12 protein-coding genes and 1 other RNA gene are annotated in these 11,961 nt (G+C 40.6%); 11 read left to right on the top strand and 2 right to left on the bottom strand.

From position 1 onward, the window contains the following. Positions 1-3 precede the first annotated feature (3 nt). The 8 genes from GMC92_RS06975 (at position 4) to pepC (ending at position 7,408) form a co-directional block, all read left to right on the top strand. On the top strand, positions 4-804 hold the full coding sequence (locus GMC92_RS06975; protein WP_009732322.1) for an amino acid ABC transporter permease: 801 nt from the start codon (positions 4-6) through the stop codon (positions 802-804). After that, on the top strand, positions 804-1,547 hold the full coding sequence (locus tag GMC92_RS06970; RefSeq protein ID WP_003003991.1) for an amino acid ABC transporter ATP-binding protein: 744 nt from the start codon (positions 804-806) through the stop codon (positions 1,545-1,547). The genes GMC92_RS06975 and GMC92_RS06970 overlap by 1 nt, the downstream gene beginning before the upstream one ends. 81 nt (positions 1,548-1,628) lie before the next feature. Beyond that, positions 1,629-1,856, top strand: coding sequence for a DUF4059 family protein (locus GMC92_RS06965; protein WP_003003995.1), 228 nt, complete (start codon positions 1,629-1,631; stop codon positions 1,854-1,856). A 58-nt stretch (positions 1,857-1,914) separates the two neighbouring features. Next, positions 1,915-2,826: a thioredoxin-disulfide reductase gene (trxB, locus tag GMC92_RS06960; RefSeq protein WP_155200050.1), complete on the top strand. Its 912-nt coding sequence runs from the start codon at positions 1,915-1,917 to the stop codon at positions 2,824-2,826. Positions 2,827-2,963: 137 nt separating this feature from the next. Further along, entirely contained in the window at positions 2,964-4,424 is a 1,461-nt protein-coding gene (locus tag GMC92_RS06955) for a nicotinate phosphoribosyltransferase (protein ID WP_023920286.1), read from the top strand. Then, positions 4,421-5,245, top strand: a complete 825-nt coding sequence (nadE, locus tag GMC92_RS06950; protein ID WP_031575281.1) for an ammonia-dependent NAD(+) synthetase — start codon at positions 4,421-4,423, stop codon at positions 5,243-5,245. Before GMC92_RS06955 ends, nadE begins: the two co-directional genes overlap by 4 nt. 209 nt (positions 5,246-5,454) lie before the next feature. Next, entirely contained in the window at positions 5,455-6,006 is a 552-nt protein-coding gene (locus tag GMC92_RS06945; protein ID WP_031575284.1) for a GNAT family N-acetyltransferase, read from the top strand. A 67-nt stretch (positions 6,007-6,073) separates the two neighbouring features. After that, positions 6,074-7,408, top strand: coding sequence for an aminopeptidase C (gene pepC, locus GMC92_RS06940; RefSeq protein WP_009732326.1), 1,335 nt, complete (start codon positions 6,074-6,076; stop codon positions 7,406-7,408). Between the two features lie 432 nt (positions 7,409-7,840). Here the strand turns inward: pepC and pbp1a are convergent, their stop codons facing one another. Both pbp1a and recU read right to left on the bottom strand, forming a co-directional pair. After that, the gene (gene pbp1a, locus GMC92_RS06935) at positions 7,841-9,955 is read right to left on the bottom strand and encodes a penicillin-binding protein PBP1A (protein ID WP_021154545.1); all 2,115 of its coding nucleotides are present in this window, start codon (positions 9,953-9,955) and stop codon (positions 7,841-7,843) included. Continuing rightward, positions 9,956-10,549 (bottom strand): Holliday junction resolvase RecU, encoded by a 594-nt coding sequence (recU, locus tag GMC92_RS06930; protein WP_003010355.1) that lies wholly within the window; start codon positions 10,547-10,549, stop codon positions 9,956-9,958. It abuts the gene before it with no gap. A gap of 64 nt (positions 10,550-10,613) precedes the next feature. On the opposite strand from recU, the gene GMC92_RS06925 reads away from it, so the two are divergent. The 3 genes from GMC92_RS06925 to rnpB all read left to right on the top strand — a co-directional run bounded on the left by GMC92_RS06925 (position 10,614) and on the right by rnpB (position 11,934). After that, a complete protein-coding gene (locus GMC92_RS06925; protein WP_070594448.1) occupies positions 10,614-11,141 on the top strand; it encodes an SLOG family protein in 528 nt (175 codons plus the stop codon). A 69-nt stretch (positions 11,142-11,210) separates the two neighbouring features. Then, positions 11,211-11,552, top strand: a complete 342-nt coding sequence (gpsB, locus tag GMC92_RS06920; protein ID WP_049496141.1) for a cell division regulator GpsB — start codon at positions 11,211-11,213, stop codon at positions 11,550-11,552. A gap of 16 nt (positions 11,553-11,568) precedes the next feature. After that, an RNA gene (rnpB, locus tag GMC92_RS06915) (RNase P RNA component class B) lies at positions 11,569-11,934 on the top strand. The last annotated feature ends 27 nt before the right edge of the window (positions 11,935-11,961 follow it).

Below are 11,961 nucleotides of genomic sequence, written 5' to 3'. Positions count from 1 at the left end.
AAAATGTTTACAACTAATCTTTTAACTGCCAACTGGTATGCTGACTTTTTAAAACACGTTCCAGATAGCAAGCTGTTTAGTTTGAGAGCCGTATTGGATGCATTTCCGGCAGTCATAGGAAAATTGCCTGTGACGATTTTATTAGCCCTAGGAGGCGCATTTTTTGGGATTGTTTTTGCTATGATTTTTGCTCTGGTCAAAATTAATCGTGTACGAATTCTTTACCCGATTCAAGCTGTTTTTGTCAGTTTTTTACGTGGGACTCCTTTGTTGGTTCAGCTGATGTTGACTTATTATGGGATTCCTCTTATTTTAAAAGCGATCAATCAGTCTTATGGAACAGCTTTTAACATTAATGCTATTCCAGCTGAGCTGTTCGCAATTGTGGCTCTTGCCTTTAATGAGGCGGCTTATGCGAGTGAGACCATCCGGGCAGCTATTTTATCAGTGGACCCTGGTGAAATTGAGGCAGCACGTAGTCTTGGGATGACCAACCGTCAAGTTTATCGACGGATTATTATTCCCAATGCAGCAGTCGTTGCAACTCCAACCTTAATCAATTCTCTCATTGGCTTGACCAAGGGGACCTCGCTAGCCTTTAGTGCCAGTGTGGTTGAAATTTTTGCCCAAGCACGGATTGTTGGGGGGAGCGATTTGAAGTACTTTGAACGCTTTATCACGGTATCGATTGTTTACTGGATTGTGAACATTCTCATTGAAATACTAGGCCGTCACATTGAACGTCGACTGGATATTGAGACTCCCGTAGCAATTGATTTACCAGATCAGGAGGTCCGGATCTAATGATTTATATTTCAGAATTATCAAAGACATTTTCAGGTCAAAAGGTTTTAAATAATCTAAGTTTGGAAATTCAAAAAGGGGAAGTCGTGGCCTTAATCGGGTCTTCGGGAGCTGGTAAATCAACCTTCTTACGCAGTTTAAACTATTTGGAAGCTCCAGACAGTGGTAGAATTAAGATTGATGATTTCGAAGTTGATTTTGAGCACATTACCCAAGATCAAATCTTAACCTTAAGAAGAAAATTGGCCATGGTGTTCCAACAGTTTAATTTATTTGGTAGAAAAACAGCCCTTGAAAATGTGAAAGAAGGGCTCATTGTTGTGAAGGGCTTATCCGATCAAGAAGCAACGAAAATTGCTCGAGAAGAACTGGCAAAAGTCGGCTTATCGGATCGTGAAAATCACTATCCTCGTCACCTCTCAGGTGGACAAAAACAACGGGTGGCTTTGGCTCGTGCCTTGGCCATGAAACCAGAGGTTCTTTTGCTGGATGAACCGACTTCAGCCTTGGATCCAGAATTGGTTGGAGAAGTTGAAAAATCCATTGCCAATGCGGCAAAATCGGGACAAACCATGGTACTGGTCAGCCATGATATGTCTTTTGTAGCGCAAGTAGCAGATAAGGTCCTATTTTTGGATAAAGGACGGATTATTGAATCTGGAACACCAGAGGAAATCATGCAACATCCAAAAGAAGAACGGACAAAAGAATTCTTTGCTAGTTACAAACGGACCTATGTTTGATATAATAGAGAAGAGGTAAGACTCAGCTGGCGATGCTAGCTGGGTTTGTTTTCTGAAAATGTAAAAATATTTGGAGTCGTGATGTTAAATAAATTATTGTCCTTATATTTACAAAGTTTAGTGACGACAACGATTTTAGTTGGGATCGCTTCTTGTATTTGGATTGGCTACCGTGCCCTTAAGAAGAAAGATAAAACAGCCAAGCAACGACAAGCCCATTTGTATGATATCCTCTTAATTGATATCATGACGATTCCTATTTTAACCTTTGCGGTCATAGGGATTTTGTTTATCTTTCAAGCACGATAATTGCAAAAAGACCGTGTTAGAATTATAATGGTTACAACAAAACAGAAAGAGGTTGAGTATGTTTGATACAGTGATTATTGGAGCAGGTCCTGCAGGGATGACTGCTGCCCTTTATGCAGCACGAAGCAATTTAAAAGTCGCATTAATTGAGAGAGGAATTCCAGGCGGTCAAATGAACAATACGTCTGACATTGAAAACTATCCTGGCTATGCGAATATTAGTGGCCCAGACTTGGCTGAAAAAATGTTTGAGCCTTTAGAAAATCTTGGCGTGGAACATTTGTTTGGTCAGGTAGAGCGCATCGAAGACCTCGGAGCAACCAAAAAGATTGTCACAGATGACGGAGAATTTGAAGCTAAAACTATTGTGATTGCAACAGGTTCCAACCACCGTTTATTAAATGTCCCTGGTGAAGAGGAATTGAATAGTAGAGGGGTTTCCTACTGTGCTGTTTGTGATGGAGCTTTCTTTAGAGATGAGGATCTCTTGGTCGTTGGTGGTGGCGATTCAGCAGTAGAAGAAGCTGTCTTTTTGACTCAGTTTGCAAAAACAGTGACCATTGCTCATCGTCGTGATCAATTGCGTGCCCAAAAAGTTCTTCAAGATCGTGCCTTTGCCAATGATAAAATTCACTTTGCTTGGAATACGGTTGTTGAAGAAATTAAGGGTGAACAAAAAGTAACCTCTGTCCTTTTAAAAGATGTGAAGACAGGAGAGGTTAGAGAGCAGTCTTTCGGAGGTGTCTTTATCTATGTCGGTTTAGATCCTGTCAGTGAATTTGCGACAGAACTTGGTATTTTAGATGAAAATGGCTGGGTGGTCACGGATGATCATATGAGAACCACAGTCCCAGGTATTTTTGCAGTTGGCGATGTTCGTCAAAAAGATTTGCGTCAAGTGACGACAGCCGTCGGAGACGGTGCGATTGCTGGCCAAGAAGTTTATAAATATATCACAGAAAACTTTTAATCCAAAAAATCTGAGCTTCCTGTCTCAGATTTTTTTTGTGCTTTCCTTTCAGTATTCAATGGGGCTGAAATGTGCTATAATGGTACTAATTTTATGGTAGGAATTCATAGAACAAATCTAAAAAAAGAGGTATTCATATGTATCCAGATGACAGTTTAACGTTGCATACTGATTTATACCAAATCAACATGATGCAGGTCTATTTTGATCAAGGTATCCACAATAAACATGCTGTATTTGAAGTGTATTTTCGTCAACAGCCTTTTAAAAACGGCTATGCTGTATTTGCTGGCTTAGAGCGAATTGTGAAATATTTGGAAAACTTGAGTTTTTCTGAGAGCGATATTGCCTATTTAGAGTCACTTGGTTATCATGGAGCCTTCTTGGAATATCTCCGTGATCTTAAATTGGAACTGACAGTACGCTCGGCTCAAGAAGGTGACTTAGTTTTTGCCAATGAACCAATTGTCCAGGTCGAAGGTCCTCTGGCTCAGTGTCAATTGGTGGAAACAGCCCTCTTAAATATAGTCAACTTTCAAACCTTGATAGCCACAAAGGCTGCACGCATTCGTTCGGTCATTGAAGATGAGCCTTTGATGGAATTTGGGACACGTCGCGCGCAAGAAATGGATGCTGCGATTTGGGGAACTCGTGCGGCAGTCATCGGAGGTGCTAATGGGACTAGTAATGTTCGGGCAGGAAAACTCTTTGGAATCCCTGTTTTAGGAACCCATGCCCATTCTCTTGTACAGGTATATGGAAATGACTACCAAGCCTTTAAGGCCTATGCGGAAACCCATAAAGATTGTGTCTTCCTCGTCGATACCTATGATACCCTTCGTATTGGGGTACCAGCAGCTATTCAGGTAGCGCGTGAAATGGGAGAGAAGATCAATTTCTTAGGCGTTCGGATTGATTCAGGAGATATTGCCTATATTTCTAAAAAAGTTCGCCAGCAATTAGATGAGGCTGGGTTTACAAATGCTAAAATCTACGCTTCTAACGACTTGGATGAAAATACCATCCTCAACTTAAAAATGCAAAAAGCAAAAATTGATGTATGGGGTGTGGGAACCAAACTAATTACGGCTTACGATCAACCAGCACTTGGGGCGGTATACAAAATTGTTTCTGTTGAAAACGAAGCAGGAGAGATGATCAATACCATCAAGCTTTCTAATAATGCAGAGAAAGTTTCTACTCCAGGTAAAAAGCAAGTCTGGCGGATTACGAGTCGTGAAAAAGGTAAGTCAGAAGGGGACTACATTACTTATGATGGAGTAGATGTTTCTCAACTGACAGAACTTAAAATGTTCCATCCGACTTATACCTACATCAATAAAACGGTCCGAAACTTTGAGGCTATTCCTCTTTTAGTGGATATTTTTAAAGAGGGGCAATTGGTTTATCAACTACCACCATTATCAGAAATTCAAGAATATGCTCGTAAAAATTACGATCAATTGTGGGATGAATACAAGCGTGTCCTTAATCCACAGCATTACCCAGTTGACTTGGCAAAAGATATTTGGCAGGATAAGATGGATCTAATCGAGGAAATGCGTAACAAGGCCAATGGAGAAGGAGAAGCAAAATGAGTTTGCAAGAAGAGATTATCCAACAATTGGGTGTCAAGCCTAGCATTGATCCTCAGGAAGAGATTCGCCGCTCGGTTGATTTCTTAAAAAGATATCTAAAAAAACATCCCTTCTTGAAAACATTTGTATTAGGGATCTCAGGAGGACAAGATTCGACTCTTGCTGGGCGATTAGCTCAATTAGCCATGGAAGAAATGCGCTCAGAGACAGGAGATGCCTCCTATCAATTTATTGCTGTTCGCCTTCCTTATGGGGTACAGACAGATGAAGAAGATGCTCAAAAAGCTTTGACCTTTATCCAGCCAGATGTCAGCCTAGTCGTTAACATCAAGGAATCAGTTGATGCCATGGAACGCGCTGTCGAAGCAACAGGAACGGATATCTCCGACTTCAACAAGGGCAATATCAAGGCTCGCAGTCGCATGATTGCTCAGTATGCTTTAGCAGGTGCGCGGAGTGGAGCCGTTATTGGGACGGACCATGCAGCGGAAAATATTACAGGTTTCTTCACAAAATTTGGAGATGGTGGTGCAGATATTTTACCCCTTTTCCGTTTGAACAAGCGCCAAGGAAAACAATTGCTTAAAGCCTTGGGAGCTGATCCTGCTCTCTATGAGAAAATCCCAACTGCAGATTTGGAAGAAGAAAAACCAGGAATAGCAGACGAAGTAGCGCTGGGTGTCACCTATAATGAAATCGATGATTACCTAGAAGGCAAACAAGTGAGCCCAGAAGCTCAAGCCACTATTGAAAAATGGTGGTACAAAGGCCAACACAAACGCCACCTGCCAATCACAGTATTTGATCATTTCTGGGAGTAAAAAGGTCCACTGGACCTTTTTAGCCCGAGTCTTAAAATAGGAAAACGAGACAGAAATCGGTAACTCGCAGAGTTCGATTTCGTAGTCTCACCATACAATATTGTGAAAAGCATCAAAAAGAAGGGCGATTTCATCCGTCCTTTTCTTCTAGATTAAAGTAACCAACTTGCAACGTTCAAGTTGCATGAAAAAATGAAGGGAGACAATCTATGAATCATCTTGGAAGTCTTGTCATAGAGACAGAGCATTTATACTTGAGGCCTTTCGTTTTGGAAGATGCACCAGCGATGTTTGAAAATTGGGCTTCGGATCCTGAAACCCTGAAATATGTCACTTGGGATGCCCATGCATCTACTGAGAGAACCAGAGAATCGATCAAAAGATGGATCGAACAGTATCGTAAACCAGATACTTATAAATGGGCGCTTTGTTTGAAAACATCACTGGATCAGGTAATTGGAGATATTAGTGTGGTTTCTCAAGACCAGGAAAGTCAATCATGCGAGCTAGGTTATATCCTTGGCAAGAAATTCTGGGGGCGGGGATTCATGACAGAAGCCGTCATAGCTGTTTTGGATTTCTTATTGAACAAAGTCGGATTTAAAGAAATCAAAGCCACTTATGTCAGTTTAAATCCTGCTTCAGGGAAAGTCATGGAAAAGGCAGGAATGCAGTATGTAGAAACCATCCCTCATGCCATTCAACGCAAAGGATATTGCGGGGATAAAATCATCTATTCTAAACAGAATCCCTCTCTATAGGGTGATTTTTACTTGAAGATTCTGCTCAAAGGATTATAATAGTAAATAATGAAAAAAGGAGATTGCTATGTCAGAATTAACGAAAGAATTTACAGACCAGCTCTATGCTAATTATGAAGCAAATGTGAAATATGCGGCTCTTGAAAATGCTGTTACCCACAATGGGATCCATGCATCGCTTGAAACGCGCAAGAGTGCAGTAGAAAATACACCAGTTTTTTCACTTGATTTGACCAAGGATAAGGTGACAAACCAAAAAGCATCTGGACGTTGTTGGATGTTTGCGGCTTTAAATACCTTCCGTCACAAGATGATTTCAAGCTTCCAATTGGAGGATTTTGAATTGTCTCAAGCACATACTTTCTTTTGGGATAAGTATGAAAAATCAAACTGGTTTTTGGAGCAAGTGATTGCTACAGCAGATCAAGAATTGACCAGCCGTAAGGTGGCTTTTCTCCTACAAACCCCACAACAAGATGGTGGTCAATGGGATATGGTGGTATCCCTCTTTGAGAAATACGGAGTGGTTCCAAAATCAGTTTATCCGGAATCGATTTCTTCAAGTAATAGCCGGGAATTGAACACCTACCTCAATAAACTCTTGCGTCAAGATGCGCAAATCTTGCGTGACTTGATTCACTCAGGCGCAGATAGTGAGGCAGTTGCGAGCAAGAAACAAGCGTTGTTGCAAGAAATCTTTAACTTCTTGGCTATGTCTTTAGGATTGCCTCCGCGTGAATTTGACTTTTCATACCGTGATAAGGACAACCAATTCCATACCGAAAGTGGCTTAACTCCACAAAGCTTCTACAAAAAATATGTAGACCTTCAATTAGACGATTACGTCTCCATTATCAATGCCCCAACTACAGATAAGCCATATGGAAAATCTTACACCGTAGATATGCTGGGCAATGTGGTTGGTAGCCGTCCAGTCCGCTACCTAAATGTTCCAATGGATCGATTGAAAGAATTAGCTATTGCTCAAATGAAAGCAGGAGAAACTGTCTGGTTTGGTTCAGATGTAGGCCAAGTCAGCAACCGTAAAGCCGGAATCCTGGCAACAGATGTCTACGATTTTGAAGCAGGCATGGACATTCATTTGACACAAGACAAGGCGGGTCGCTTGGACTATGCAGAAAGTCTCATGACACACGCTATGGTCTTGACAGGGGTTGATTTAGACGAAGCAGGTCAGCCTCGTAAATGGAAGGTTGAAAATTCATGGGGAGACAAGGTCGGTACAGATGGTTACTTTGTGGCTTCTGATGCTTGGATGGATGAATATACCTATCAAATCGTGGTTCGTAAAGAATTCCTAACAGCAGACGAATTAGCAGCCTATGAAGCAGAACCAATTGTCCTAGCACCGTGGGATCCAATGGGAGCTTTAGCAAAATAATGATATAGAAAAGAGCCGAAAGGCTCTTTTCAGATTGAAGACAAAATATCTTAAAAACTTTCCTTAGGTGAGTACGGACGTCAGCGAACTTCTTTAAAGTTCCATGACTAATTATTGAGTCTAAGGTCTCAATAATTCCGAGTGCCTGAAACAATAACGTTTCAAGCACTTTTCTCACAGCGGAAAGTTTCAGTATTTTCTTAAATCGATTTAAATATTGGAACTCAATTTTGTTTTTTGCAGAATCACTTAACTTATTTTGCTTTAAAATAGTTTGTCTACATTCTAATAAGAGCCGAAAGGCTCTTTTTTTTATATACTCAAAAATAAAAAAGCTGGGAAGTCTAACTAAATAAATCAGATTTTATTCGTTCTGGTTTTTTAACCATTGTTTTAAAAAAAGCCGGGCAAAAGCCCGACTTCTCCATTCTATTATTCGTTATGATTGTTAGAGTCTTGCGAAGAAGGCTCAGATGGTTTAGATTGATTTTCTTCGTTCGAAGAGCTAGACGATGGTTCTTCATACGAATACTGATCAGTGGAATAACTTGGCTCATAGTAGTAGTTATTGTAGTTGTTCTTACCATTGTTTAAGTAGAGATAAGAACCACTTCGATACAGTCCACTTGGTTGCGTCCAATCCGTATGACCAGAGTTATTATTATTAGCAAGATAGAGCATCATTTGACGGTAGACATCCGTTGCGACCTGTATTCCATTATCCAATACTGGTGTAAAGCGATTGGAATAACCTGTCCATACTGCCATGGCATATTCAGGAGTGTAGCCTACAAACAATTCATCCGGTGTTACAATATTTGAATAAGCATTTTTTGTCAATTTACCGATTTCGTTATCAGCATAGTTTGATGTACCTGTCTTACCAGCTTGGTAGATTCCCGAAATGGCAGCATTTGTACCGGTACCAGACAAGAGAACTGTCTTCATCATATCTGTCATCATGTAGGCAGTTGTTGCTTTCATTGCACGAGTTCCTTCGGACTCAAATTCCTTGGTTGTGCCATCACTAAAGACAACCCGACTAACATAGGATGGTTTGTAATAGGTACCGCCATTGGCAAAAGCAGCATAGGCAGCTGCCATTTTCTCACTGCTGGCTCCGTATTTGTTGCTAGAATCGCTAGTGTTACTCGAGATAGCGTTGGCGTAAACCATTTCTGGGTAATCGATCCCTAATCCATTGAGGAATTTCTTAGCTTGTTTAAGACCAACTTTTTCCAGGGCCTTCACCGCAGGCACGTTACGAGATTGTTGAATTGCGTAGGTAATGGACATGCTACCATAGTATGAACGGTCCCAGTTGTAGACAGGCGTTGATGAATGAGGGAAGTTGTATGGCGCATCTGTTGTAGTAGCTGCTGTAGAGGTATATTCCTCATGTTCAAGAGCTGGTGCGTAATCTGTGATTGGTTTCATTGTTGAACCCCAGTCACGGTTCGTTTCAACCGCTTGGTTTGTACCAAAGGAAACATTGCTGGATTGGTGACGAGAACCCAGCTGAGCAATGACTTTACCAGTATTGACATCAATAACGGTAGAAGCTACTTGCATTTCATCATCCGGGTAATTGACATATTCATCTGTATTGTAGATATCCCATAGTTTCTTTTGAGCTTCTGTATCCACGTTTGTATAGACATCCATTCCGGTTGTCAACAAATTGTAGCCCGTTTCTTCTTCGACTTGCTCGATCACTTCTTTTAGGTAATTATCCATATAGGCTGGGTAACTGCTTGAAGAACTGAGACTTTGCAGACCATCTGTAACAGGTGTATTGACCGCTGCTTCGTATTGTTTGTTAGAAATGGTCTTCATATCGAGCATTTCTTTTAATACTAAGTTTCGGCGCTGTTGCGCTGCTTCAGGATGGGAGTATGGATCGTATTGGTTTGGTGCTTGGGGCATCCCCGCAAGGAGTGCCAATTGAGGGAGCGAAAGATCTTTTAGATCTTTTCCGTAATAACTTTTCGCAGCTGTCTGCATTCCGTAGTTCCCATTCGCCATAAATACTTTATTGACGTAATAGGTCAAGATTTCTTGTTTGGTTGCTTTCTTTTCTAGTTGGGTTGCTAACCAAGCTTCTTGGATCTTACGAGAGAGGGTACGGTCAGAGGCTGAAGTGGAGAAATAGGTTAACTTGATCAATTGTTGCGTCAAGGTTGACCCACCTTGACTTCCTCCTCGTAAGTTGTGAAGGAAGGAACCGCCGATCCGAATGATGTCGACCCCACGGTGATTGAAGAAACGGTGGTCTTCAATCGCAACGATAGCATTGACCAAATCAGTAGGGATTTCATTGGCTGTGACATTGATTCGTTTCTCAGCTCCCAAATCCGCGATCAAGTTATTTTGGTTGTCATAGATCTTACTAGATGTTGTTGCAACCAAATCTTTTTCAGACAAGGTTGGTGCTTTCATAGCATAGTAACTAAATATCAGTCCACCGAGGACGAATAAAAGTAAGAAAAATGAAATGGCTGCGATGGCAACATATTTCAACCATTGAATGACTGTTTGTTTATTCATTTAAATACCGCCTAGAAGTTTCTGTTCGATAATATCAAGATAAGGAACGCTTGGAAGACGATTCTTATCTACTAGAAAGCCGTGCTCCTGAATATAGGAGAGGGGCATGGATTTACTACCATGATCGATGTTGTAATAGTGAATTAATGCAGGAGCAGGAAGTAAGTAGGTTTCACTCAACTTTGCAAAATGCAAGAGAACGAAACAGATACCGCCTTGCTGGACAACCGCCTCCATATGATCGATTTGATGTTGATGAAAATTTTTCATCGGCATGGATTGCTTTTGCTGTGTTTCCTTAGCTTCAAAATCGATATAGCGTCCCTTGTATACTCCAGAATAGTCCGTCGTTGAGGCTTGCCTGAAATAGGCTTCAACAATCTTTGCCCGACTGCGACGTGGATAATCTACTTTCACGATTTGAATCGGTGTTGGTTTTTTATGGATGACTGCCAGACCTCGAGAAAGATAGTATTGATTACTTTCATTGATCATTTTTTCAAATGTCATCCCACGATTCGCAAAGTCGACTGGATGTTTCCTTTGTGTAGAGACCAAGGTTTTTTTGGCTACTTTATGTGGATAGTTGACCATAGTTCTCCTTATTGGTACAATTACATCACTCTATTATATCATAAATTAGAATAATGAGGAAAAAATGAATACCATACTTGTTGCAGGTTATAAGAGTTTTGATGTGGGCGTCTTTTCCAATAAAGACCCTCGACTGACCATTATCAAAAAAGCCATTGAAAGAGATCTTCGTCGTTTATTTGAAGAAGGAGTGAAATGGCTGGTCTTTTCTGGTAATTTGGGATTTGAGGCTTGGGTACTAGAGGTCGCCTTTGCATTAAAAAAAGATTACGATTTTCAAATGGCGACGATCTTCCTATTTGAGAATATTGGCGAAAATTGGAATGAAAGCAATCAGGAATTATTAGCACGCTTCAAACAGGTGGATTTCGTGAAATATGCCTATCCCCACTATAGCAATCCGGGTCAACTAAAAGAATACAATCAGTTTTTGATAGATAACGCGGATGGAGCTTATGTTTTTTATGATCCAGAAAATGAAACCAATTTAAAATATCTTTACAAAATGATGGTAGAAAAAGAACCATTTTATGTCAAACAATTAAGTTTTGATGACTTAAATGAACTTGCTGAAAATTTTTACGAAAACTAAGTGTTATACCTTGATTTTTCTTACCATTTTTTTATATAATTGAGATGATGAACTAGATTGGAGAGAGTAATGGCGAGTATTATTTTTACTGCGAAAGATATTTTTGATCAAGATTTCAAACGAGAAGTTCGTGGTTATAATAAAGATGAAGTAAATGAATTTTTGGATGATGTCATAAAAGACTATGAAACCTATGCTGCTTTGGTGAAGGAATTGCGTGAAGAAAACGCCCGCCTTCGTGAAGAACTTGCCCAAAAAGCACAGGAAACACCACAAACATCTCCGATTGCTAGCACTGCTACGCAAGAATACCCGCAAGTGACAACAGCGACGAACTTTGATATTCTCAAACGTCTCAATCGTTTGGAAAAAGAAGTTTTTGGGAAACAGATCGTAGATCGCGATTATTAATCCCATAGATTGTGCAATTTTTGGATAATCGCGTGAGAGAATCCTCTCATGAGGAAAGTCCATGCTAGCACAGGCTGTGATGCCTGTAGTGTTTGTGCTAGGTGAATCCATAAGCCTAGGGACTTGGTATTCAAGTTACGGCGAGTGAAGGAGCTAAGTCTAAGGATAAGCTCTAGTAACTCTGAAAGTGCCACAGTGACGTAGTTTTTAGGGAAACCTAAAAAGTGGAACGCGGTAAACCCCTCAAGCTAGCAACCCAAACTTTGGTCGGGGCATGGAATGCGTGGAAACGAACATAGCATTCTGACTGGAAACAGTAGACAGATGATTATCGAAGGAAATGGTACCTAGTCATTTCTGGAACAAAACATGGCTTATAGAAAATTGCATATAGGTTGATGAGGTGGAG

Origin of the sequence: Streptococcus parasanguinis, assembly GCF_009717775.1 — a bacterium.
Taxonomy (GTDB): Bacteria; Bacillota; Bacilli; order Lactobacillales; family Streptococcaceae; genus Streptococcus; species Streptococcus parasanguinis_AG.
This window is presented reverse-complemented; position numbering and strand designations above follow the sequence as displayed.